The following is a 23,065-nucleotide window of genomic DNA, read 5'->3' as shown; positions in this document are numbered from 1 at the left end:
CATGGAGTTCCCAGGGCAGCACGGCAATCGGACCGACGGCAGCGAGCTGGAGTGGCGGACCGTGACGATCGACGGCGAGGGCAGCCGTTACCTGGTCGGCGGCACCGGTCCCAGCGTGGTGCTGCTGCACGGATTCGGGCTGTCGAACCGTACCTATCGAACGGCGCTCGAGGAATTGGCGCGTCGCGGGATGCGGGTGTACGCGCCGACGATGCCCGGCTTCGGCGGGACCGGCGAACTGCCCGCCGACCGCACCAGTATCCAGGGCTACGCGGCCTGGGTCGCCGCGTTCATCCGGGCCGTCGGCATCGCCGAACCGGTCACCCTGATCGGCCACTCGTTCGGCGGCGCCGTCGCCATCCTGACCGCCCACGACGCGCCGGACCTGGTGGAGCGGCTGATCCTGGTCAACTCGGTCGGCGGCTCGGCCTGGGTCGACGGCCGAGGCGCGCTGGTGGCGATGACCCGGCGGCCGCTGTGGGATTGGGGCCTGCACCTGCAAGCCGATCTCCTGCCGGTGCCCGAGCTGACCCGCGTGCTGCCGGTCGTCCTCCGCGACGGCGTCCCGGCCGCACTCGCTCATCCACGCGTCTTCTGGCGCGCGGTCACCCTCGTCAGAACCGCGAACCTGACCGCCGAACTGGCCGCACTCGGCAGCCAGGGCCTGCCGATACTGATCGTCTGGAGCAACGAGGACAATGTGATCCCCGCTGCCGCGACCCAGACGCTGCGGGCCGCGCACGAGGAGATCCGGACGGTCACCGTCGAAGGCCGGCACTGCTGGCTGCTCGCCGACCCGACCCGCTTCGGTGAAGTGGTCAGTGAGGCACTCACTTTCATGTCCGGCACCGGTGCCGCCTGACCTCCCCGCCGGGACCTCCGGCCCTTCCCCCGAATCGGAAGCCGGACGAGGATGACATCGAGTGCCGAGGAGACAGGAAGGTTCGCATCATGTTTGCTACACAGGGCGACTGGCTGATCGCAGAGCATCGCACCACCGGCGGCACCCCTCGCCGCGGTCTCATCGAGGAAGTCCACGGGAAGGACGGGGAACCGCCATACCTGGTGCACTGGACCGACACCGGGCACCGATCCCTGATCTTCCCCGGACCCGACGCCTACGTGCTGAGCGCCGAGGACCTGCGAACCCGGGAAGATCTCGAGTCCGCGCGCCTGTCCTCTATGCAGCACCGCCCGAATCCGCACCTGCACCCGGCGTGAGCTGACCGGCACGGCATCGCGGAGTCCAACGACCCTCGAGCGTGCGGCATCCGGCCCTCCCGCCCACCCGCACCGCGGTGGAAACGTTCGGATACGAGGAACAACCTATGCCGATCAGGGAAGGAAGACGATCATGACTCCGCTTCGCGTCGTATCCGGCAGCGCCAATCCGGCGCTGGCCGCGGCGGTCGCCGAACGGCTCGACGCCGACGCGCTCGGCGTTGTGCTGGAACGGTTCCCCGATGGCGAGATCCGCCCGATCGTCGGCCACGTCAGCGGCCAGGACGTGTATGTCGTGCAGCCCACCGCGCCGCCGGTCAACGACAACTTCGTCGAACTGCTGCTCCTGCTCGACGCCTGCCGCCGATCGCGGGCGGCCCGGGTGACCGCGGTGGTGCCCTACCTCGGCTATTCCCGGCAGGATCGGCGGACCGTGTCCGGGCAGGCGCTCGGGCTGCGGGTGGTCGTCGAAGCCATCGCGGGTGCGGGCGCCGAACGGCTCGTCGTCATCGATCCGCACACCCCCGCGCTGGAATCGGTGAGCCCGATACCCGTCGAGACGCTGACGGCCGTCCCGCTCCTGGCCGAGCGGGTCAGCCCGGTGCGTGGCGGCGACACCGTGATCGTCGCGCCCGATGCCGGCGCCGCGACACTCGCCGAGCGGTACGCGGCAATCACCGGGCACTCGGTCGCCCTGGTTCGCAAGTACCGCGAAAACGAGTCGAGTGTCAGCGCGATCGCTCTGCTCGGCGATGTGCGACACCGCCCGGCGGTGATCGTCGACGACATGATCTGCACCGGCGCCACCATCGAAGCGGCCGTGGGGATGCTGCTGCACCATGCGGCCGACATCGTCGTGGCCGCGAGCCACGGCCCGCTCGCCGGCGCCGCTCACCTCCATCGGCTCGATGTGCGTCGCGTACTGGTCACCGACACCGTGGCGCACGCCGCCGTGGCGCCTCCGTTCGAAGTGTGCTCGGTGGCGCCGCTGCTCGCCGAGGCCATCGCACGCATGCACGAGGACCTGCCACTGCACGATCTGTTCGCCCCGGCGCGAATGGGTCCACGATCGGCGTGACGCGATCCCAACGTGACGCGATCCCAATGTGTGGACACCGGGTGCTTCGTCGCCCGCGGCGGGTCGGCGTGCCACCGCAGGCGCGGACGGTGTACTGTCCGGCCGATTTCGCCGAATCGGGGATACCCTGATCGGCGCGGTTGGAAGCGCCGGTCAGGGGGAGGTCTGCGTGGGGTGGGCGGGCAGACCGAGGGCCGAGCGGTCACAGGCGAGGGCGAGGTCGGTGGCGGTGACCACGCCCGCGAGCCGGCCGGAGGGGTCCACCACGGCGATGGCGTCCAGATCGGGACGCAGGACTATTCGGGCGATCACGTCCCCGAGGGGAGCGTCGCGCCCGGCGATCGCGGCCGGTTGAAGGGGGCGGGCCAGTTCGGACACGCGCAGCCCGGGGTGGACCGCGGTGCGGGGGCGCAGCAGATCGGCCCAGGCCAGGACGGCGCGGGGTCGACCGTCGGCGTCGACGACGGGGAAGACGCGGTGATGGGTGTAGACGACGTCCGAGCCGAGCAGTTGTTCCACGGTGCGATCGGCGGGGATCGAGATCGGGTGGGGAGTCATGATCTCGCCGATCGTGGTGTCGCCCAGTCGGTGTCGCAGACCCGCGAGCATCAGTTCGCTATTGGCGGCGGTGTAGAGGAACCAGCCCAGCAGCATCAGCCACAGGCCGCCGAAGTCGCCGACGGCGAAGATCTCGGCGACGCCGAGACCGGCCAGCGTCATACCGACGAATCGGCCGATGCGGGCGGCGGTGGTCTCGGCGCGCAGACGGTCACCGCTGCGGCGCCACAACAGCGCGCGCACCACCCGGCCGCCGTCGAGGGGCGCTCCGGGCAGCATATTGAACACGGCGAGAACGACATTGACCGTGGCCAGCCAGATCAGGGTGGCGGTCACCGGTCCGCCGGGGGAGAAGACGGCGGCCAACGCCGCCGCGCCGTAGGCCACGACGCCCAGCAGCAGGCTGGTGGCCGGCCCGGCCAGCGCGACCCGTAGATCGGTACGGGCGTCGCGGGGTTCGTCGGCGAGCTCGGACGCGCCGCCCAGCAGCCACAGCACGATGCGTTCGACCCGGACTCCGTGCCGTGTGGCCACGATCGAATGCGCCAGTTCGTGGGCGAGCAGGCACGCGATCAGCGTGAGCGCCCCGAGTAACGCCGCCACCCAGATGATTCCGGGGCTCGCGGTGCCCCGCAGGTAGGAGGCCAGTACCCAGGTGAACAGTCCCACCGTCACCCCGGCCGACCAATGCGCGCCGAGGCGGACGCCGGCGACGCGGCCGAGCGGGAGGGTGGATCGGATCGGCATGATGTTCCTCGTCCTCGTCCTCGTCAGTGGTCGGGGCCGGCGAGGCCCTCGGCGAGCAGGATCCGGTGGGCGCGCTGCGCCGCCGACAACCCCGCGCCGGTATCGAATTCGCCCTCGGTGGGGAACTCGAGTCCGTGCACCAGGGCCGTCACCGCCTCGGTCAGCGCGTGCACACGGCGTTCGAGCGCCTCGATCTGCGGCACGTCGGGTTCCGGGAATACCGCCGCACCCGCGTAGCTGGCCGACAGATCGGTCCCGAGCAGGATGAAGCGCAGCTTCACGGGCAGCTGCGCCAGCACGTGATCGAGCTGGCCGGGCGAGAACAGGTCGGCGAGGGTGTCGGTGACGATGCCCGCGAGCGGGACCGCTTCCTCGGTGCTGACACCCGCGCCACGGGCGAACTGGGTCAGGAAGGACGGCACGTCGTGCGGCACCGGGACCTGGCTGGGCATCCAGCCCTCGTAGAAGATCCCGCGCAGCAGTTCCGGCAGCTGGGCGCTGACGTGCGCGGCGGCATTGACGTTCAACCGGTCGCGCACGGTGTGCAGCCAGGCTCGCAGGGCGCGATGGGCGACGGATCGGTCCTCGGTGTCGATGCCGCGGGCCACTGCCGCCAGCCATTCGTGAGCGGTGTGCACGCTGGGCGCGAACGGATCGGTGTGATGGCTCATCGGATACGGCCTTTCGGACGGTGATCGCGCACTCGGGTATTGGCTCGAGCCTGCGCTCCGAGCGGACGTGCGGGGCAGAGGACTCGTGCCACAGCACCGGCGACGGAGGTCCTCGCGGCGATGGTCTTTACGCCCTGCCCTCTGCCGGGGTCGCGGTCGTTGACTGGATACGGGAGGTACCGATGAAGACCGCGAACCACCAGGGCACGCCGGTGCGAGAGACGATGCGCTGGGAACCGATCGACAAGACCGCGCGCGAGCGGGCCGAAGCCAATCTCACGGCGTACGAGATGGCATGCCGGGAATTCACCTGGGAGTCCGCGCGCCGCTGTCTGGACGGGTTGCCCGGCGGGGGCGTGAACATCGCCCACGAGGCCGTCGACCGGCACCTGGGCACGCCGCTGGCCGACGCACCGGCGTTGCGCTGGCTGTCGGCTGCGGGCGATGCCACCACCCTCACCTACACCGAACTCGCCGCTCTCAGTAACAGATTCGCGCACGTGCTGCGTGACCTGGGCGTGCGCCGGGGCGACCGGGTATGCCTGCTGCTGGGCCGCACCCCGGAGCTGTACATCGCCTGCCTCGGGGCCTGGAAGGCCGGCTGCGTGGTGGTGCCGCTGTTCTCGGCCTTCGGACCCGAACCGGTACGGCAGCGGCTCGAGATCTCCGGTGCCACCACGCTGATCACCACCGCGGACCAGTACCGCCGCAAGATCGCGCCGAACCGCCTGGCGGTGCCCGCGCTGCGGCACGTGCTGCTCACCGACGCCGGTGTCGACGACCCGCAGATCGACGACACCGTGGGTCTCGCCCTGGCGATGGCACTGGTTCCCGAGGAGTTCCCGATCGTGCGAACGGCCCCCGAGGATCCCGCCCTGCTGCACTTCACCAGCGGCACCACCGGAATGCCCAAGGGCGCGGTGCACGTGCACGGGGCCGTGCTCGCGCACCGGATCAGCGCACACTACGCCCTGGACCTGCGCCCCGGTGACATCTTCTGGTGCACAGCCGATCCCGGCTGGGTCACCGGCATGACCTACGGCGTCATCGCTCCACTCGCTCTGGGCGTCACGCTGATCAGCGACGAGGCCGAGTTCGATGCCAGGCGCTGGTACGACATCCTCACCACCGAACGGGTATCGGTGTGGTACACCGCCCCGACCGCGTTACGCATGCTCATGCGGCGCGGCGACGAGCTGCCGGCGGGCACCGACCTGTCGAGCCTGCGGTTCGTCGCGAGCGTGGGCGAACCGCTCAACCCCGAGGCCGTCGTCTGGGGCAAGCGGGTGCTCGGCCATGCGGTGCACGACAACTGGTGGCAGACCGAGACGGGCGCGATCATGATCGCCAACTTGGCCGCCGAGCAGATCCGGCCCGGTTCGATGGGCCGCCCGCTGCCGGGGATCGAGGCCACGGTCCTGCGCCGCGGCCCCGACGGCCGCGCCGCGATCACCGACGGCGCGGTCGAGTACGCGGCCGACGACGAGGTCGGCGAGCTCGCCCTGCGGGCCGGCTGGCCCTCGATGTTCCGCGGCTACCGCAACGAACCCGTCAAGTACGCACGGGCTTTCGCGGCCGGCTGGTATCTGAGCGGGGACCTGGCGCGGCGCGACGGCGACGGGTACTTCTGGTTCGTCGGCCGGGCCGACGACGTGATCAAATCCGCGGGGCACCTGATCGGACCGTTCGAGGTCGAGAGCGTGCTGATGGCGCATCCGGCCATCGCCGAAGCCGGGGTGATCGGCACCCCCGACCCGGTGGCGGGCGAGCTGGTCAAAGCCTTCGTGCAACTGCGGCCCGGCCACGAACCCTCGCCGGAGCTGCACGACGACATCATCGCCTTCGGCAGAAGACAATTGGGGGCGGTCGCGCCCAAGCAGATCGTGTTCACCGAGTCGCTGCCGCACACCCGCAGCGGAAAGGTGATGCGGCGCCTGTTGAAGGCCCGCGACCGCGGACTTCCCGAGGGCGACGTCTCGACGCTGGAGAGCGCCCGATGACCGCGGCGATCGACCAGGCCGCGATCGACGAGCGAATCGCGTTGCTGCGTCAGATGATCCGCATCCGCCGCTTCGAAGAACGCTGTGTCCAGCTCTACAGCACCGAGGCCATTCGCGGATTCCTGCACCTGTCGATCGGGGAGGAAGCGGTGGCCGCCGGACTGCTGACCGTCCTGGAGCCCGGTGACGCCGTCGTGTCGACCTACCGTGAGCACGGGCACGCGCTGGCCCGCGGCGTCCCGATGGACGCCGTCATGGCCGAGATGTACGGCCGGGCCACCGGATGCAGCCACGGGCGCGGCGGGTCCATGCACCTGTTCGACGGGCAGCGCCGCTTCTACGGCGGCAACGCCATCGTCGGCGGCGGGCTGCCGCTGGCGGTGGGGCTGGCGCTCGCGGACTCGTTGCGTGGTGAGAACGCCGTGACCGTGTGCCTGTTCGGCGACGGCGCGGTCGCGGAGGGGGAATTCCATGAATGCCTGAACCTGGCCGCGCTGTGGCGGCTGCCGGTCCTGTTCGCCTGTGAGAACAACCAGTACGCGATGGGAACGGCATTGCGCCGCGAACACGCAGTCACCGATCTCTCGCTGCGAGCCGCCGGGTACGGGCTGGCGTCGTGGCCGGTCGACGGCATGGACGCGGTCGAGGTCGCGGCGGCGGCGCGCCGGGCCCTGGAGTCCATTCACGGCGGGCGCGGCCCGTGCTTCCTGGAGTTGCGCACCTACCGCTTCCGCGCACATTCGATGTACGACGCCGACCGCTACCGTGACAAGGCCGAGATCGAGCGATGGAAAGCCCGCGACCCGATTCCACGGCTGTTCGCCGAGCTGTCCGCCGCCGGAGCCGTCGCATCGGATGCGCAGGTGAAGCTGGAGGCGGAGGTCGACGCGGAGATCGACGCCGCGGTCGCCGCGGCCGAGGCCGCGCCGCTGGAACCGATCACCGACCTGACCCGCCACGTGTACGCGGAGACGAGATGACCACCTATCGCGAAGCCGTCCGGGAAGCGTTGCGCGAAGCCCTGATCCGCGATGAGCGGGTGTTCCTGATGGGGGAGGACGTGGGCGCGTACGGTGGCTGCTTCGGCGTGAGCCGGGGACTGCTCGACGAGTTCGGCCCCGAGCGCGTCCGTGACACCCCATTGAGCGAGTCCGCCTTCGTCGGCGCGGGCATCGGTGCGGCGCTGGGCGGCCTGCGACCGATCGTGGAGATCATGACCGTCAACTTCAGCCTGCTGGCGCTGGACCAGATCCTCAACAACGCGGCCACCTTGCGGCACATGTCCGGCGGTCAGCTCGGGGTGCCGCTGGTGATCCGGATGGCCACCGGTGCGGGACGCCAACTGGGAGCCCAGCATTCGCACAGCCTCGAGGCGTTCTACGCGCACATCCCGGGGCTGCGCGTGTTGTCGCCGGCCACCGTCGCGGACGCGCGCGGCATGCTCTGGACCGCGCTGCAGGATCCGGATCCGGTGCTGATCTTCGAGCCGATCGCGCTCTACAACAGCGAAGGCGAGCTGCCCTCGGATGCCGGTGCGGTCGATATCGATGCGGCTGTCATCCGGCGCTCCGGAACCGACGCCACCCTGGTGTCCTACGGTGGCGCGTTGCGCGTGGCGGAGGCCGCGGCCGAACAGCTGGCCGGTGAGGGCATTTCCGCCGAGGTCATCGACCTGCGCACGCTGCGCCCCCTCGACGAGGCGACCGTCCTCGCGTCGATCGCCCGCACGCACCGCCTGATCGTCGTGGACGAAGGCTGGCGCAGCGTCGGCATCGCCGCCGAAATCGCCGCTCGCGCAGCGGAGAACGGCTACTACCTGCTCGACGCCCCGATCGCACGGGTGTGCACCGCCGAGGTGCCGATCCCCTATGCCCGTCAGCTCGAGGAGGCGGCGCTGCCGCGACCCGACATCGTCGCCGAGGCCGTCCGCAAGGCGGTGAACTGAGGTGGCCGAGTTCCGGATGCCGTCGCTCGGCGCGGACATGACCGAGGGCGTGCTGCTCGAATGGCGGGTGCGACCGGGCGACACCGTGCACAAGGGCGATGTGGTGGCCGAGGTCGACACCACCAAGGCGGCGATCGAGGTCGAATGCTTCGACGACGGCGTCATCGGCGAACTGCTCGTTCCCGAAGGAGCCACGGTGCCTGTCGGAACACCACTGGCGACCATCGAGACCTCCCCGTCCGCGGCCACCGCCGCGCCGGCGGTCACGACCGCACCGGTCGGCGCGAAAGCCGGTGGCGCGCAGCCCGAGACGGGGGCGCCGGAGCAACCCACTCGGCCGGTCGGCCCAGCCCCCGCACTGCCGCACGGTCACGACGGACACGAGTCCACGCTTCGAGCGACACCGCTCATCCGGCGCCTCGCCGCCGAAGCGGGGATCGATCTGGCGACCGTGCACGGCTCCGCGCCCGGCGGTCGCATCGTCCGGGCGGATATCGACCGCGCGGTGACCGAACGCCTTGGCGCGTTCGACATCTGGGTGCGCGCCACCGGCTACGCGCGGGCGCTGGCGAACGAAACCGGTGTGGATCTCACCGGGCTGGCCGGCAGCGGACCCGATGGCGCGGTCCGGGCGGCCGACGTGCGGGCGGCAGCGTCCCCGCCCGCGGCCGAAACGACGTCCACCCCGAGCCGATCCGCCGTGCAATCGGAGCGGTCGAGAAGCGAGGGAGCGGCAACGGCCCGTCCCGAGCGGGGACACCCTGCGCCGCAACACGATCCGGCGGAGGTCCGCAAACTGATCGCGGCCGCGATGACGAGATCCAAACGCACCGTCCCGCACTACTACCTGTCGAGCACCATCGATATGACCCGCGCGCGCGATTGGCTCGCCGAACACAACCGCCAGGTCCCCGTCGCGGACCGAATCCTGCCCGCCGCCCTGCTGTTGGCGGCCGTCGCCCGTGCGGCCACCGTGGTGCCGGAGCTCAACGGTCACTGGATCGACGACGAATTCCACGCCGCCGCGGCCGTTCACCTGGGTGTCGTGGTCTCCATGCGCGCGGGCGGCATCATCGTCCCCACCATCCCCGACGCCGACCGCCTCGCCCTGCCGGCCGTGATGGCCGCCCTGCGCGGCGTCGCCGAACGCGCCCGCGCCGTCCGCCTGCGCTCGACCGACGCGACCCCCGCCACCATCACCGTCACCAATCTCGGTGACCTGGGCGTGGATTCGGTCTTCGGCGTCATCGCCGCCCCCCAGGTCGCGATCGTCGGTTTCGGCGCGGTGACCGAGCGTCCCTGCGCGGTCGGCGGCCTGCTCGGCGTGCGCCCCCAGCTCACCGCGACCCTCTCCGCCGACCACCGCGCCTCCGACGGCGCGATCGGCGCCCGCTTCCTCCACACCGTCGACGCTCTGCTGCAAACCCCCGAGGAGCTCTGAAAGCCATGGCCACCACCCTGTCCGGCGAGGTCGCCGACGGTCTCGTCCGCGATGCCCTGCACGGCTTCGACACTCCCGACCGCCTGGCGTCGCTGCCCGGCGACGCTCCACTGCGTGCGACCCTGGCGCTCGATTCCCTGGATTTCCTCACTTTCGTCGAACGCCTCTCCGCCGCCGCGGATCGCCGCATCGAGGAATCGGACTATCCCCGTCTGGCCACCATCGCCGCCTGCGTCGAGTTTCTGACCGGGGGGTGAGCCGGGCCCGGTCCGCGCCGAGGAAGCCATCACACCGAGAGGCGGACCCGTTCGGCGCCCGCCTCCCGGGCGCCGGTGCGACGCCGGATCAGCCAGCGACGGAATTCGTCCGCGCCCCACACGATCAGGGGGAAGGGCGCGGTGAAGGCGAGCATGGCGGGGGTGAGGGCGGCGGTGCCCAGGAGAGCGTGCAAGGGCGGGAGGTAGATGATGGCGGCGGTGAAGGCGAGCTCGAAGGCTATGCCCCACAACAGCAGTGGATTGGAGAAGACGCCGATCGAGCGCAGGGAGGCGTGTTCGGTGCGGGCGGCGAACGCGGTGCCGATCTGGCCGGTGACCATGCCCAGCAGGGTCATGGTGGTGGCCTGCTGGTAGGCGTGGTGCAGGGGAGCGCCGGGGCCAGTGGGCGCGCCCGGATGCCAGCCTGCGCGCAACAGCACGAAGAAGAATCCCGCCATCGCCAACGCCGCGCACAACACGCCGAGGAACAGCCAGGCGCGCAACAGCATCCGGGCGCGGATCACCGGTTCGCCGCGCGGGCGGGGCGGCTGATGCATGAGGCCGGGTTCGGCGGGCTCGCGGCCCAGCGCCAGCGCCGGCAGGGTTTCGGTGCCGACGTCGAAGGACAGCAGTTGCAGGACGGTGAGCGGGAGCGGTACCGCCCCACCGGAGAGCGCGAACACCAGGAACGGCACGATTTCGGGGGTGGCGTGGGCGAAGATGTAGAAGATGAACTTGCGGATGTTGACGTAGACGCGGCGGCCCGCGCGGATGGCCGCGGTGATGGTGGCGAAGTTGTCGTCGGTCAGCACCATGATGGCCGCCTCGCGTGCCACGTCGGTTCCCGAGCGGCCCATGGCGATACCGATATCGGCGCGCCGCAGGGCGGGGGCGTCGTTGACGCCGTCGCCGGTCATGGCCACCACATGGCCCGCGGCCCGCAGTGCGTCGGCGATGCGGAGCTTCGCCTCGGGGGAGGAACGGGCGAAGATCAGGTCGGCGCCGCCCGCGAGCAGCCGGTCGAGGTCGTCCTCGCTCATGCGGTCGAGTTCTTCACCGGTCACAATGACCGGTTCGGCGCGGGTGATGCCCACCTGGGCGGCCACCGCGGCGGCGGTGAGGCCGTGATCGCCGGTGATGACGATGACCCGGATACCGGCGGTGTGACAGGCGGCCACGGCGTCGGCGACCTCGGCGCGCGGCGGATCCTCCATCGCCACCACACCCAGCAGTGTCAGTCCCCGCTCGGCGTCGTCCGGGCGGGCGGGATCGGCCTCATCGTCGTCCAGGACGCGTTCGGCCACGGCCAGCACTCGAAGCCCCTGCCGGGCCAGCTTGTCGACCAGGTCGCGTAGTTGCCGTCGCCGCGCGGGGGTGAGGGGGACGGGCCGCCCCTGGCCGTCCAGTTCCATGACGCACAGCGGCAGTACCGCTTCGGGCGCTCCCTTGGCATGGATCACACGCGCACCGGATGGTCCGGCATCGAGGGTGGACATCCGCTTGCGCGCCGAATCGAAGTGGAACTGGCGGATCCGCCGCTGTCGGCGCAGGTCTTCGTCCACCGGAAAGCCGAGTGCCACAGCGGTTTCGAGTAATGCGACCTCGGTCGGATCGCCGGAGGGAAGGTGATCACCGGAGCCGGTGACCCGCGCGTTGTTGCAGGCGGTCATGGCCGCGGCCATCCGGTCCAGGGTGACGTGGCGGGCAGGCGCGCGATCCGGCGCGAAGTCGAACCGCCCGCCCGCGGTGTGCGCCACCACGACGCGCATCCGGTTCTCGGTGAGCGTGCCGGTCTTGTCGGTACAGATGACATCGGTGGATCCGAGGGTCTCGACCGCGCTGAGCCGCTTCATCACCGCCCCGCGCCGGGCGAGCTCGCGCACGCCGATTCCCAGCGCCAGGGTGATCACCGGAAGCAGACCCTCGGGAACATTGCCGACCAGCAGCCCGACCGCGAACACCACCGCGTTCACGAACGAGAGTCCGGCTCCGAGGGTGGCCAGCGGAATGAACGCCGCCCCGAGCGCCACCGACACCAGAGCGATCAGCCAGGCGACCCGGCGCACCTGGTGTTCGAGTGGACTCTCGTCGCGGCGCACCCGTTCCGAGAGCGCGGCGATGCGGCCCAGTTCCGAGCGCATGCCGGTTGCGTACACCACCGCCCGGGCCTCGCCCTCGGTGCACGTCGTACCGCTGAACACGAGATCGCGGGCGTGCAGCAGCGGCACTCCGGCGTCGGCGAGATCAGCGGATCGGTAGACCGGCATGGACTCACCCGTCAACGCCGACATGTCGACTTCGATGCCGCCGTCGAGGACGCGGGCGTCCGCGGAGATCCGTTCGCCCTCGGAGATGATCAGCACATCGCCCGGAACCAGGTCGGTGGCCTCGATGTCGGCGACCGACCGGTCCCGCAGGACCCGTGCGCGCCGTGGCAGGTACGCGGCCAGCGCCTCCACCGCCCGCTCGGCATGACGTTCCTGAGCGAACGCGAATCCGGCGTTGATGAGAATGACGATGAGGATGGCGATGGCGACCGGCGCGATACCCACCGCCCACGCCAATCCCGCCGCGGCCCAGAGCAACAGCGCGAGCGGATGCGTGAACTGCCGGGCCAGCTCGCGCGGCCAGGTCCGCCCGCCGCGGCGCTCGAGCTGATTCGGCCCGACCTGGACCAGCCGTCGGCGGGCCTCGCGATCGGTCAGTCCCGTCCGGCTGCTGCGCAGGTCGCGCAGCAGGGCGTCGATGCGTTCGGTGGGAACGGGCCCGGTCGAGACGAGGGCCACCGTCGTCGGCGCGGCATCGAATCGGGTCATGGGCGTTCGCCGCCGGACGCACACGGGGATTCATCGGTGACGTTCCACGCGCGCAACGCCCGTGCGACGGTGGCGTCGATCGGTGCGGTGGTGTCCAGCGGTGTGGCCGTCGGCCAGGGCGCGGCGACGGCGGCCATGGCCTCGGCGATGTGCGGGGTGGCGTCCGAGTCGCCGCGGGGGCGGCTCCCGATGCGGGCGGCGGCGATCGGCGGCGGGCATTCGCAGCGCAGTTCGATCGCATCGGCCCGCGTCCGGGTGGCGAGGGACAGGGCACGGGCGCGTTCCTTCGCATCGATCCACGCGGCATCGAGAATGACCGAGACACCGTGGGAGAGTCGCTGGTGTGCGAGTTCGAGCATGCGTGAGTAGACGAGCGCCTTCGCCTCGGGAACGTATGCCCCCTCATCGAGGATGCCGCTGGTTCCGGTGATCGCTCCATGGGCGCGAAGCTCGGCGCGCACTGTATCGCTGGAGATGAGCTCCGCGCCGGTCTCGTTCGCCAGAGCCGCTGCGACGGTGGACTTTCCGGTTCCCGGCAGTCCGCCGACGAGCGCCAGTCGCACCGCCCCCGCTTCCAGATGCCGCAGCGCCAGATCCACGTGGCGGCGGGCGTGGGCTGCGTATTCCGGTTCGCCCTGTGCGGACCGGATGCGATCGGTCTTCGCGCGCACGGTGGCCCGGTAGGCGAGGTAGTGGTGCCGCAGCGAAGCGGGCGGGGCATCGCCCGCGGCACGCAGATACTCGTCGAGGAAGGCCTCCGACAGCTCTGTCCGTCCTCGGAATTCGAGATCCATGGCCAGGAACGCGGCGTCGTCGAGACCGTCGACGTAGCGCAGGGAGTCGTCGAAGTCGAGACAGTCCAGGATCCGGAATCCGTCGCGCAGCGCGAAGATGTCCTCGGTCAGCAGATCGCCGTGACCGTCGAGGATCCGGCCCGCGGCCGTGCGCTCGGTCAGCAGCGGCGCGCGGCCGTCGATGAACCGCAGCGCCAGCCGCTCGATCCGGGCCACGACTGCGGGCTCGAGCTCATCAGGCGGCCGGGATCGCAAGCCGTTCAGCAGGATTTCCCATCGCCGGCGCAGCGCGTCGGGCGTTCCGGCGCGATCGATCGCGGGGCCGCGGGCGGCGTTGCGGTGGAATTGGGCCAGCATCACGGCCAGTTCGGCGAGGTGATCGCGTTCGATCGCCCCGGTGGCCACCAGCGTGCTCAGGCGGCGTGATTCGGGCATGCGCCGCATGATCAGTACCGGTTCGGCCGGGCCGCCCAGCGGATCGGTGAGATGGGCCAGTCCCAGATAGACGTCCGCGGCCCAGCGCCGGTTCAGTTCGAGTTCCCGCCGCAGCGCGCGGTCCCGGGCCGCGGTGGTGGAGAAGTCCAGGAAATCGGTGGATACCGGCTTCTTCACCTTGTACGCGCGGTCGCCGAACAGCACCACGAGCCCGGTGTGGGTTTCTCGCATCTCCGGCGAAAGTCGGGTCTGTGCGGCCTTGTCGAGTGGCGGCTCGGTCGTGGTGGTCATCGGTTAACCGCCTCGGAGTTCACGTCCGGGGCGGGCCCGTCGGGGAGCACCAGCACCGGGCAGGACGCATGGCAGACCAGATCCTGGGTCGTCCGACCGAGCCGAGTGGGCGCGACGGACTCGCCATCGCGGGTGACCACGACGAGCTGGGCGGTGGAGCTGAACCGCTCGACCGCGCTCAGCACATCGCCGACCACGGTCACCGGCCGGAATCCGACGTCGGGAAAGTCGCGCTGGCAGTGCCTGATCTGCGCATCGGTGACGAGTGCGGGGGCGCGCCCCCATTCCTCGATGCCCGTCCACGGCCGCCCCGGCCAGATCCGCGCCACGACCAGATCGGCGCCGCGTTCGTGTGCCGCCTGGAAGGCCGCCGACAGAGCGGGTTTCGCGGAGTGCCGGTCGGTGACGACCACCAGCACGTCTCCGCGTGCGGCGGCGGCCGGGCGCACCAAGGCGACCGGGCACCGCGCGTCGCGGGTGACCGACAATGCGGTCGAGCCCAGCACCAGGTGCGCGAAGAACCCGATATCGGTGGCGCCGAGCGCGATCAGCGCCGCCGAGTGAGACAGATCGACCAGGATCCGCTCGGGCCGGCCACGGCGGACCTCCACCGCGATCTCGACGGGATTGTCGTCGGGGTATCGGGCCAGCACCGCCCGCCGCGCGGTATCGAGTGCTTCCTGGGCGTATCGGTAGCGATTGCCGCCGGGCCGGAACGCGGGCTTGTCGATGGCGGGCACGGTCGCGATCAGCCGGAGCGGCGCCTGCCGGGACATCGCCTCCGTGGCGGCCCACTCGGCGGCGCGGATCGCCGCGCGGGATCCGTCGATTCCGGCGATGACCGGCCGTCGCCGCGTGTCCTCCGCCGGACTAACCGCAGCCCGCGAGATGGAGACATCGGTATCCATATCTCCAGCGTCACGCTCGTGTCCTCGTGGAAACAGAGGACTTCGGTCCCTGCCGAGACGACGACGGTCCCTGCCCCGGACTACCCCGTGCCCTACCGTCTCGCAACGATCGAGCGTGAAATCAGCTGCGTCAGAACATTTCCCGCCGGTACCCGAGAAGGTGGCCAATGTCGATCGTGACGTTGACGATGAACCCGGCGATCGATATCGCCACCACCGCCGGGCACGTCGCGCCCACCGACAAGACCCGCTGCACCACACCGAGATTCGATCCCGGCGGAGGTGGAATCAATGTCGCCCGCACGATCGCCGCGCTGGAGGAGCCGGTGACCGCGATATTCCCGGCGGGCGGGCCTCCGGGCAGACTCCTCGAACAGCTGGTGCGCGACGCCGCGATCCCGATGCGGCCGATACCGGTCTCCGGTCACACCCGGGAGAGCTTCGCGGTGACCGCGGCGGACACCGGCTCGCAATACCGCTTCGTGCTGCCGGGCCCACGGCTGACGGCGCCGGAGGTGCACCGCTGCCTGGCCGAAGTCGAGCGTGCCGCACAGGAGTGCCGGTACGTCGTCGCCAGCGGCAGTCTGCCGCCCGGAGTTCCGGTGACCTTCTATCAGAGCCTGGCCGACCTGTTGAAAGACCTCGGCGTTCCCCTGGTGCTCGACACGTCGGGGGCCGCGTTGCGCGCGGTCCGCCGCGGCGTGCACCTGATCAAGCCCAGCGTGCGCGAACTGGCCGACTACGCCGGGCATCCGCTGCCGGACGACGAGTCCAGGATCGCCGCCGCGCGCGAACTCGTGGAACAGGGGGTCAGCGAGATCGTCGTGGTGTCCATGGGACCCGATGGCACCCTCGCGGTGACTCGCGACGACGCGCACTGGATCGCCTCGATCGAGGTCCCGGTGCGCAGTGGAATCGGCGCCGGTGACGCCCAGGTGAGCGGCATCGTGGTGGGCCTCGCGCGTGGCTACCCGCTCGATGCCGCCGTGCGCCTGGGAATCGCGGCCGCGACCGCCGCACTCGTGACCCCGGGGACAGGGCCGGGTCGCCCGGACCGGATCGCCGAACTGTTCCACCAGCTGACCGCCCGGCCGGACGGTGGTCGAGGGCAGCTGGCAGTCCCGCTCTGAAGCACCATCTCGTACCGGAACAGGGGAATACACCATGAAAGCCCGGATTCTGGTGGCGTACGCGACCCGCTACGGCGCGACCGAGGAGATCGCCGAATTCGTCGCGGTCAAACTGCGCGAATCGGGATTCGATGTCGATTGCCGCGCCATGCGCGAGGTGTCCTCGATCGACGACTACCGCGCCGTCATCGTGGGCGCGCCCTTCTACTACGGCCGCTGGCCGCGCCCGGCCCGCCGCTTCCTGAGCCGATTCGGCCCGGTGCTGGCGCATCGCGACGTCGCGGTCTTCGCGACCGGCCGGATCGAGCCGACCCGCCCAGAATCCGACGTCCGTCCCCAGCTGGACGCACTGCTCGACCGCTACACCTGGCTCACGCCTTTCTCCGTGGCGCTGTTCGGCGGCCGGTGGGATCCCGCGGCGCTGCGCGGACTCGACCGCTGGATGCGGAAACTACCCGGCTCTCCATTGCACGTGCTGCCGGCCACCGATCTGCGGGACTGGGAGGCGATCGGCGCCTGGGCCACCCATGTGGCCGCCGCATTGCATGCCGGTGCGGCGCAGCCGAATCCGCCGGTCGCCGCGCCGCCGCGTACCTCTCGCGCCGGGGCGACGCTGGCCACCATCCGCAACTACCTCGCCGAGCAGCAGCTGCCACGGCGCCCCTGAGCGGCCGGGCTGCCCCGGAATCAGAGCACGAGGGCCCGGACAGGCCGTGACCTTGGTCTCTGGGACCCGATCCGTGGCGGCGAGATGCTCGATACATCCATCGTGACCAGGAGGAATCATGCCGGACACCGCGACCCGCCGATCGGATTCGGACCCGTGGCCCATCGTGGTCGGGGTCGATGGCTCCCAAACCTCCTACCAGGCGGTCGCCTGGGCCGCCGTCGAGGCCGAATCGCGTGGATGGCCACTGCATATCGTCGTCGCGTACGGCGTCCAGTCGAGTCGTGAGCCCTGGACCGCCCACGGGATGGTCGAGCACGCGGCGGTGCGGGACGAGACGCGGCGCGTGCTGGCCGAGGCCGTCCGGACCGCTCATCACGCCGCGCCGGAGGACACCATCGCCCTCACCACCGAAACAGTCGAAGAGCCGGCATTGGCGACGCTGATCGAACGATCCGAGCGGGCCCGAATGATCGTGGTGGGCAATCGCGGGCGCGGTGCGATCCGGCGGGCCGTACTCGGCTCGGTGAGCACCGGGCTGGCGCGCCGAGCGCACTGCCCGGTGGTCATCGTGCACGGAGAACCGGATTTCGGCCGCAGCACCCTGGACCGGTCGGTCGTCGTCGGCGTGGACGGCAGCGAGAACAGCCTGCCCGCCGTGCGGATGGCGTTCGAGGAGGCGTCGCTGCGCAAAGCCCCGCTGATCGCGGTGCATGCGTGGAGCGAAGTCAGCGGCTTCGATCTGGAAGTGGCCGGGTGGAACGCGATCCGGCAGCACGAGGACGTGCTACTGGCCGAGGCCCTCGCGGGATTCGCCGAGGAATTCCCGGACGTGCGGGTCGAACGGCACATCCGCTGCGACACCCCGGTCCGCACCCTGCTCGACTTCGCCGACGGCGCACAGCTTCTCGTGGTCGGCTCGCACGGCCGCGGCGGCTTCGATGCGATGGTGCTCGGTTCGGTGAGCACCGCCGTGCTGTACGCGGCCACCTGCCCGGTGCTCGTGGTCCGGTCCCAGTCGGCGACCCGATGACCAGCACAGACGCCTCGAGGTTCACCCGGCGCGAATTCCCGGAGGACCATCCCCACGGTTCGGCGCCGAGTGGCGTGCCGGTTCCGGCCCCCGTGGGGTGGCCCGGGCGGACCCCGGCGATGATCGTGATGCGGGACCTGACCAAGTCCTACGGCCGCTCGCCCGCGCTGGCGGAGGTGAGCCTCGAGGTACCCGCCGGTGTGATCTTCGGCTACCTGGGACCCAACGGCGCGGGCAAGACGACGACCATTCGCATGCTGGTCGGATTGATGCGCCCCACCGGTGGCTCGATCACTGTGGCCGGAGCCGACGTCGTGCGCGAGCGGTCGAGGGCGCAGCGCCACATCGGTTATCTCCCAGGACAGTTCGTCGCCTACCCGGACCTGACCGCCCAGCAGTACCTGAACTACCTGGCCCGCTTGCGCGGCGGCGTCGAATCCTCGGTGCTCGAGCGCCTCGTCGAGCGCATGGACCTCGACACCTCGGTGCGGATCGGAGCCATGTCGCACGGCAACCGGCAGAAGGTCGGCATCGTGCAGGCCTTCATGACCGAGCCGGACCTGCTGGTGCTCGACGAGCCGACACAGGGCCTGGATCCGCTCATCCAGCGGGAGTTCCTGACGATGCTGCGTGAGGTCCGGGATTCCGGGCGCACGGTGTTCCTGTCCTCGCACGTGCTCTCGGAGGTGCAGGCGGTCGCGGACACGGTCGCGATCCTGCGTCACGGCCGGCTGGTGGAGGTGCGGTCGGTCGCCGAGCTGACCGCGCAGTCGCTGCGCCGGATCGATCTCACCTTCGATGCGGCGCCACCGGATCCGGAGCCGCTGCGGGCGGTGGACGGCGTCCGATCGGTCGAGCGCGGCGCCGGCCACGTGCTGCACATCGAGGTCGACGGGTCCACGGCGGAGCTGCTGAAGGTCGTCGCCCCATACGGCGTGTCCGACATCGTCAGCCACGAACCCGACCTCGAGGACGTCTTCCTCACCTACTACGGACAGGATCGCTGATGTTCGCCACGGTGTATCAGAAGTGCCTGCGCGATCAACGTCGCGGGCTGATCGGCTGGAGTATCGGCATCGTGGCGCTGGTGCTGCTGGAATCGGCGCTGTGGCCGTCGATCTCACGCATCTCGGGCCTGAAGGAGATGCTGGACAGCTATCCGGAATCCCTGCGCAAGCTGTTCGCGATCGACGAATTCACCAGCGGCACCGGATTTCTCAATACCGAGCTGTACAGCATGATGCTGCCCATCCTGTTCCTGGTGTTCGCGATCTCGCGCGGCGCTCGCGCCATCGCGGGCGAGGAGGAATCCGGCACGCTGGAGGTGCTGCTGATCACCCGCGTGACGCCGATGCGCCTGCTGCTGGAGCAGAGTGCGGTGCTGCTGACCGGGCTCACCCTGCTCGGGGCCGTCCTGTTCGCCGCCGTGATGGGCTGTTCCGCGGTATTCGGGATGCAGGTCGGCATCGGCGCGGCCGCGGCCGGCTCGGTCGCGATGATCGCGTTGGCCGCGCCGTTCGGAGGACTGGCCCTGGCGATCGGGGCGGCCACCGGGCGGCGGCGGCTGGCCCTCACGGGCGCGGGTGTCGCCGCCGTCGGCGCCTACGTACTGTTCGCGGCCTCGAGGATCGTGGAGGCGGTGCGGCCGTGGGGACCGTGGTCGCCGTTTCACCAGGCGCTCGCCGACGGCCCGATGGGCGGTGGGGTGCGCCTGGGTCATCTCTCCCTGATCGCGTCCGCGGTCGTGTTCCTGGCGGCGGCTGTGCCGGTGTTCACCCGCCGGGACATCTCGGCGGTGTGAGTGAGCCTGGACGGCCGGTTCGGTCGGGAGGTCACCTCGCCCCGTCTATGGCCCGGGTGCTGGTGCGGATCGAGTCGAGTTGCGGCTGGGTACCGAGCGCGATGAGAACGGTTCCGAGTCGAAGCCGGGTGTCGCCGTCGGGGTTCGCGACGAATCGGCCGTCGTCGGCTCGGAGGGCGAGGACGAGCGCGCCGCCACCATGCCGGGGCACGGCGTCGGCGACAGTGCGGTCCAGCAGCGGCGAGTCGGGGCCGATCTCGATCTCCTCGATACGGAATTCGAGATTCTCGTCGTGCATGACCACGTCGAGGAATTCGGCGACATTGGGTTGCAGGGCGAAGGCGGCCATGCGGCGGCCGCCGATGAGCTGCGGGTTGACCGCGCGGTTGGCGCCCGCGCGCAGCAGTTTGGATTTGGAGCTCTCGGTGCGGGCGCGGGCGATGATGATGAGATCGGCGCGCAGGGCCCGGCTCGACAGGGTGACGTAGACATTGTCGGCGTCGCTGTCCAGGGCCGCGATGAGGGCCTGAGCGTGCCGGATGCCCGCGGCCTCGAGGACGGCGTCGTCGGTGACATCGCCCAGGATGTAGGGGAATTCGAGGTTCTCCAGGCGTTGCGGGTCGCGATCCACCACCACGATCTCCTTGCCGAGACCGCTGAGGTATTGCGCTGTCGAATGCCCGACACGGCCCCAGCCGCACACGATGACGTGTCCGCGCAGTCGTTCGATCCGGTTGTTCATGCGCCGCCGTTCCAGATGTTGGTGTACATGGCCTTCGATGAGTGCCTCGAGCAGGACACCGAACATATAGAACACGGTGCCCGCGCCGAACAGGATGAGCGCCATGGTGAATACCTGGCCGACGGGACCGAGCGGATGGACTTCGCGGAAGCCGACCGTCGTGATCGTGGTGACGGTTTGGTACAGCGCGTCGAGGTATCCGAAACCCAGTAAGCGGTAGCCGACCGTACCGACGGCTGTCACCAGCAGGAAGGCCGACAGAACGCGAATGACGCGGCGTAACAGGGTCACCCGTGCAGTGTGGCAGCACACGCGCCGGTTCAGGGAACCAGGACGGCCGCGCCCGCGAATCGCCCGTGCGCCAGATCCCGCAGTGCGCGATCGGCTTCCGCGAGCGGGTACGGGTGCGCGGTGACCTCCAGGCGATGCGCGCCCGCGAAGGCGAGGAACTCGCGCGAATCAGCGCGGGTGTTCGCGGTCACCGAGCGGATCTCGCGTTCCTGGAACAGATGTCGCTGATAGTTCAGCGACGGGATGTCGGAGAGGTGGATACCCGCGATGGAGAGGACGCCGCCACGATCGAGGGCCTCGAGCGCGGGCAACACCAGCTCGCCGACCGGCGCGAACAGTATTGCCGAATCCAGTTGTTCCGGAGGCGGTTCCACCGCTCCCTGCGCGGAGGTCGCTCCGAGCTCCAGCGCGAGCCGCTGCGCGGCGAAGTCACGGGTCATGACGTGCACCTGCGCGCCTTGGGCGAGGGCCACCTGCACCGCGAGGTGCGCGCTGCCGCCGAACCCGTAGATCCCCAGCCGCCCGCCCGGCGGGAGCGCGGCGCGCCGCAGCGCCCGGTAGCCGATGATCCCGGCGCACAGCAGGGGAGCGAGCTCGATATCGGCGTAGCCCGTCGGCAATGGCAGCGCGAAGTCGGCGGGAACCACCGCGTACTCGGCGTAGCCGCCGTCGGCATCCCAGCCGGTGTATCGCGAACGCGGGCACAGGTTCTCGTCGCCGCGGCGGCAGAACCGGCACCGCCCGCAGGTGTGCCGCAACCAGGCGATCCCCACCCGGTCACCGACGTGGAACTCGGTCCCGGCGTCGGGCCCGAGCGCGGTCACCACACCGACCACCTCGTGGCCCGGCACCACATCGGGTCGGTGCACGGCCAGGTCGCCCTCGGTCACGTGCAGATCGGTCCGGCACACCCCGCACGCGAGCACCCGCGCCTGCAATTCGCCCGGACCGGGCTCCGGCACCGGGATGCGCTCCGCCTTCAACGGCTCGCCGTCGATCCGGCCCGGTTTCCGCACCCGCCACGCTCGCATCGAGTTCATCGGATACCCCCTTCGGCGTCGACGGAGTCCCTTCATTGTGAACGTCGAAACCCGTTTGAAAAAGTTCGGTTCTCTTGAATCTTCAATCATGTCGAGGTCACAGCCTCGAGCCTTGGATTTCGAAATGGATCCGAAATGCGCATGACCCCGCAAACTATTCCTTCGCGACGACTCGCTTTCGTGCGGGCAATGGGGCCCGTATGGCCACGGCAACGCTCGAGCCACGGAGGCGATAGAGGAGCGACGCCGCCCACCCGGACCCACCGTGCGCCGGGTGTTGCGGATCCCTCCATCGGGGGAGGCCGAATTCCTTCTCGCGGCCGAGGTGGGCGGGGGCGAATCTCCGTAGCGTCGAATATCTCCGGTGCCGGTCGATCATGCTGTCCCGCACCCCTATTCGTCAGGAGTGTGCGTGCTTTCCGCCTTCGTACCGGCTGTGCGGACCCCGGAATTGCGGCGGAAGATCGGGTTCACGCTGGGTCTGCTCGCGCTGTATCGCCTCGGTGCGGCACTGCCGTCACCCGGTGTCGACTACGCGTCGGTCCGCAGCTGTATCGGACTCGTCTCCGGGGGTGAATCGGCCGGTATCTACCAGCTGATCGACCTGTTCTCCGGCGGCGCGATGCTGCAACTGTCGGTGTTCGCGATCGGCATCATGCCGTTCATCACCGCCGGTATCATCACCCAGCTGTTGACCGTCGTGATCCCGCGATTCGAGGATCTGCGCAAGGAGGGCCAATCCGGCCAAGCCCGGATCACGCAGTACACCCGGTATCTCGCGATGGCCCTGGCCGTCCTGCAGGCGACCACCTTGGTGGCACTGGCCGCGCGCGGGCAGCTGCTGCGCGGCTGCCCGCACGACATCCTGGCCGACACCTCCCTGTTCGGCATGATCATCATCGTGCTGGTCATGACCGCGGGCGCGGCCCTGGTCATGTGGTTCGGCGAACTGATCACCGAGCGCGGCATCGGGAACGGCATGTCGCTGTTGATCTTCACCGGTATCGCCGCCCGAATCCCGAGCCAGGGCACGTCGATTCTGCACAGCAAGGGTGCTCTGGTTCTCACTCTCGTCGGCGCCGCGATCCTGCTGCTGATCGTCGCCGTCATCTTCGTCGAGCAGGGCCAGCGCCGGATTCCGGTGCAGTACGCCAAGCGCGTGGTCGGCCGGAAGATGTACGGCGGTTCCTCGACCTATC

At 70.2% G+C, this 23,065-nt stretch carries 21 protein-coding genes; 14 read left to right on the top strand and 7 right to left on the bottom strand.

The features are described from left to right. The first annotated feature begins 1 nt into the window (after window position 1). The 3 genes from ABZ412_RS23970 (at window position 2) to ABZ412_RS23960 (ending at window position 2,299) form a co-directional block, all read left to right on the top strand. Window positions 2–862: an alpha/beta fold hydrolase gene (locus ABZ412_RS23970; protein WP_357283788.1), complete on the top strand. Its 861-nt coding sequence runs from the start codon at window positions 2–4 to the stop codon at window positions 860–862. A gap of 89 nt (window positions 863–951) precedes the next feature. Beyond that, window positions 952–1,221, top strand: coding sequence for a DUF1918 domain-containing protein (locus ABZ412_RS23965; RefSeq protein WP_357283786.1), 270 nt, complete (start codon window positions 952–954; stop codon window positions 1,219–1,221). 133 nt (window positions 1,222–1,354) lie between these two features. Then, a complete protein-coding gene (locus ABZ412_RS23960; protein ID WP_357283784.1) occupies window positions 1,355–2,299 on the top strand; it encodes a ribose-phosphate pyrophosphokinase in 945 nt (314 codons plus the stop codon). Between the two features lie 153 nt (window positions 2,300–2,452). Here the strand turns inward: ABZ412_RS23960 and ABZ412_RS23955 are convergent, their stop codons facing one another. Beyond that, window positions 2,453–3,604 (bottom strand): site-2 protease family protein, encoded by a 1,152-nt coding sequence (locus ABZ412_RS23955; RefSeq protein ID WP_357283782.1) that lies wholly within the window; start codon window positions 3,602–3,604, stop codon window positions 2,453–2,455. A gap of 23 nt (window positions 3,605–3,627) precedes the next feature. Further along, window positions 3,628–4,275: a DUF2267 domain-containing protein gene (locus ABZ412_RS23950; RefSeq protein WP_357283780.1), complete on the bottom strand. Its 648-nt coding sequence runs from the start codon at window positions 4,273–4,275 to the stop codon at window positions 3,628–3,630. A gap of 182 nt (window positions 4,276–4,457) precedes the next feature. On the opposite strand from ABZ412_RS23950, the gene acsA reads away from it, so the two are divergent. Genes acsA through ABZ412_RS23925 form a run of 5 tightly spaced genes read left to right on the top strand, consistent with a single transcriptional unit; the run spans window position 4,458 to window position 9,918 of the window. Beyond that, the gene (gene acsA, locus ABZ412_RS23945; RefSeq protein WP_357283778.1) at window positions 4,458–6,275 is read left to right on the top strand and encodes an acetate--CoA ligase; all 1,818 of its coding nucleotides are present in this window, start codon (window positions 4,458–4,460) and stop codon (window positions 6,273–6,275) included. Continuing rightward, window positions 6,272–7,255 carry a pyruvate dehydrogenase (acetyl-transferring) E1 component subunit alpha gene (gene pdhA, locus ABZ412_RS23940; protein WP_357283776.1) on the top strand — a complete coding sequence of 328 codons (984 nt, stop codon included), beginning with the start codon at window positions 6,272–6,274 and terminating at the stop codon, window positions 7,253–7,255. Before acsA ends, pdhA begins: the two co-directional genes overlap by 4 nt. Then, the gene (locus ABZ412_RS23935; RefSeq protein ID WP_357283774.1) at window positions 7,252–8,220 is read left to right on the top strand and encodes an alpha-ketoacid dehydrogenase subunit beta; all 969 of its coding nucleotides are present in this window, start codon (window positions 7,252–7,254) and stop codon (window positions 8,218–8,220) included. The genes pdhA and ABZ412_RS23935 overlap by 4 nt, the downstream gene beginning before the upstream one ends. Window position 8,221: 1 nt before the next feature. Further along, window positions 8,222–9,661, top strand: a complete 1,440-nt coding sequence (locus ABZ412_RS23930; protein WP_357283772.1) for a 2-oxo acid dehydrogenase subunit E2 — start codon at window positions 8,222–8,224, stop codon at window positions 9,659–9,661. A 5-nt stretch (window positions 9,662–9,666) separates the two neighbouring features. Then, window positions 9,667–9,918, top strand: coding sequence for a hypothetical protein (locus ABZ412_RS23925; protein WP_357283770.1), 252 nt, complete (start codon window positions 9,667–9,669; stop codon window positions 9,916–9,918). A 29-nt stretch (window positions 9,919–9,947) separates the two neighbouring features. Here ABZ412_RS23925 and ABZ412_RS23920 read toward each other — a convergent pair whose 3' ends face one another. The 3 genes from ABZ412_RS23920 to ABZ412_RS23910 are packed head-to-tail and all read right to left on the bottom strand — an operon-like array spanning window position 9,948 to window position 15,162. Further along, window positions 9,948–12,734, bottom strand: a complete 2,787-nt coding sequence (locus ABZ412_RS23920) for a cation-transporting P-type ATPase (RefSeq protein WP_357283768.1) — start codon at window positions 12,732–12,734, stop codon at window positions 9,948–9,950. Next, the gene (locus ABZ412_RS23915; RefSeq protein ID WP_357283766.1) at window positions 12,731–14,254 is read right to left on the bottom strand and encodes an AAA family ATPase; all 1,524 of its coding nucleotides are present in this window, start codon (window positions 14,252–14,254) and stop codon (window positions 12,731–12,733) included. Before ABZ412_RS23915 ends, ABZ412_RS23920 begins: the two co-directional genes overlap by 4 nt. Further along, window positions 14,251–15,162 carry a universal stress protein gene (locus tag ABZ412_RS23910; RefSeq protein WP_357283763.1) on the bottom strand — a complete coding sequence of 304 codons (912 nt, stop codon included), beginning with the start codon at window positions 15,160–15,162 and terminating at the stop codon, window positions 14,251–14,253. The genes ABZ412_RS23915 and ABZ412_RS23910 overlap by 4 nt, the downstream gene beginning before the upstream one ends. Window positions 15,163–15,329: 167 nt before the next feature. Between ABZ412_RS23910 and ABZ412_RS23905 the strand changes: the two genes are divergently transcribed. The 5 genes from ABZ412_RS23905 to ABZ412_RS23885 all read left to right on the top strand — a co-directional run bounded on the left by ABZ412_RS23905 (window position 15,330) and on the right by ABZ412_RS23885 (window position 19,793). Further along, on the top strand, window positions 15,330–16,292 hold the full coding sequence (locus ABZ412_RS23905; RefSeq protein ID WP_357283761.1) for a 1-phosphofructokinase family hexose kinase: 963 nt from the start codon (window positions 15,330–15,332) through the stop codon (window positions 16,290–16,292). 34 nt (window positions 16,293–16,326) lie between these two features. Then, window positions 16,327–16,959 (top strand): flavodoxin domain-containing protein, encoded by a 633-nt coding sequence (locus tag ABZ412_RS23900; RefSeq protein WP_357283759.1) that lies wholly within the window; start codon window positions 16,327–16,329, stop codon window positions 16,957–16,959. A gap of 118 nt (window positions 16,960–17,077) precedes the next feature. Then, the gene (locus ABZ412_RS23895; protein ID WP_357283757.1) at window positions 17,078–17,992 is read left to right on the top strand and encodes a universal stress protein; all 915 of its coding nucleotides are present in this window, start codon (window positions 17,078–17,080) and stop codon (window positions 17,990–17,992) included. After that, window positions 17,989–18,999: an ABC transporter ATP-binding protein gene (locus ABZ412_RS23890; protein ID WP_357283755.1), complete on the top strand. Its 1,011-nt coding sequence runs from the start codon at window positions 17,989–17,991 to the stop codon at window positions 18,997–18,999. Before ABZ412_RS23895 ends, ABZ412_RS23890 begins: the two co-directional genes overlap by 4 nt. Then, a complete protein-coding gene (locus ABZ412_RS23885) occupies window positions 18,999–19,793 on the top strand; it encodes an ABC transporter permease subunit (RefSeq protein ID WP_357283753.1) in 795 nt (264 codons plus the stop codon). The genes ABZ412_RS23890 and ABZ412_RS23885 overlap by 1 nt, the downstream gene beginning before the upstream one ends. A gap of 31 nt (window positions 19,794–19,824) precedes the next feature. Here the strand turns inward: ABZ412_RS23885 and ABZ412_RS23880 are convergent, their stop codons facing one another. Together ABZ412_RS23880 and ABZ412_RS23875 are read right to left on the bottom strand one after the other, a co-directional pair. Next, window positions 19,825–20,826 carry a potassium channel protein gene (locus tag ABZ412_RS23880; RefSeq protein ID WP_357283751.1) on the bottom strand — a complete coding sequence of 334 codons (1,002 nt, stop codon included), beginning with the start codon at window positions 20,824–20,826 and terminating at the stop codon, window positions 19,825–19,827. Window positions 20,827–20,855: 29 nt separating this feature from the next. Further along, complete coding sequence (locus ABZ412_RS23875; RefSeq protein ID WP_357284188.1) at window positions 20,856–21,857, bottom strand: zinc-binding alcohol dehydrogenase family protein; 1,002 nt, start codon at window positions 21,855–21,857, stop codon at window positions 20,856–20,858. Window positions 21,858–22,278: 421 nt separating this feature from the next. Between ABZ412_RS23875 and ABZ412_RS23870 the strand changes: the two genes are divergently transcribed. After that, window positions 22,279–23,065: preprotein translocase subunit SecY (locus ABZ412_RS23870; protein ID WP_357283749.1), on the top strand; the 787-nt coding region annotated here is incomplete at its 3' end.

The sequence above is a fragment of the Nocardia sp. NPDC005746 genome (genome assembly GCF_040630785.1).
Lineage (GTDB): Bacteria > Actinomycetota > Actinomycetes > Mycobacteriales > Mycobacteriaceae > Nocardia.
The sequence above is the reverse complement of the archived record's forward strand: the minus strand, read 5'-3'. Positions and strand labels throughout refer to the sequence as shown.